The organism is Neisseria oralis, from assembly GCF_045062685.1.
GTDB lineage: Bacteria > Pseudomonadota > Gammaproteobacteria > Burkholderiales > Neisseriaceae > Neisseria > Neisseria oralis.
In genome coordinates, this window is sequence record NZ_JBJGEB010000052.1 from 1 (window position 1) to 278 (window position 278).

1 protein-coding gene is annotated in these 278 nt (G+C 60.8%); it reads right to left on the minus strand.

What is annotated here, in order from left to right:
* The coding region (locus ACI43T_RS12045; protein ID WP_405387351.1) for a type III pantothenate kinase at positions 1 to 278 on the minus strand (278 nt) is incomplete at both ends.

The window sequence follows — 278 nt, forward strand, 5'->3', positions numbered from 1 at the left end:
GGCTTGCCCGCCCCGGTTTTTTCTTTCAAACGCCCGTGCATCATCATAACCGAGCCGCAAACCGCATCCATCATGCCGCTGGCGACGGCATTGCCCGTTGTGGTCGGGAAAGGATAACGCTTACCGGCGTGCCGGTTGAGGTTGGCGGTTCGGACGGCGAGCGATTCTTTCATCAGGTGGAAACCGGGCATGATGGTTCCCCCGAGATAATGTCCGTCATCGGTGAGCGCGTCAACCGTTACCGCCGTGCCGCAACTGACGACGACGCAGGCGTTGCG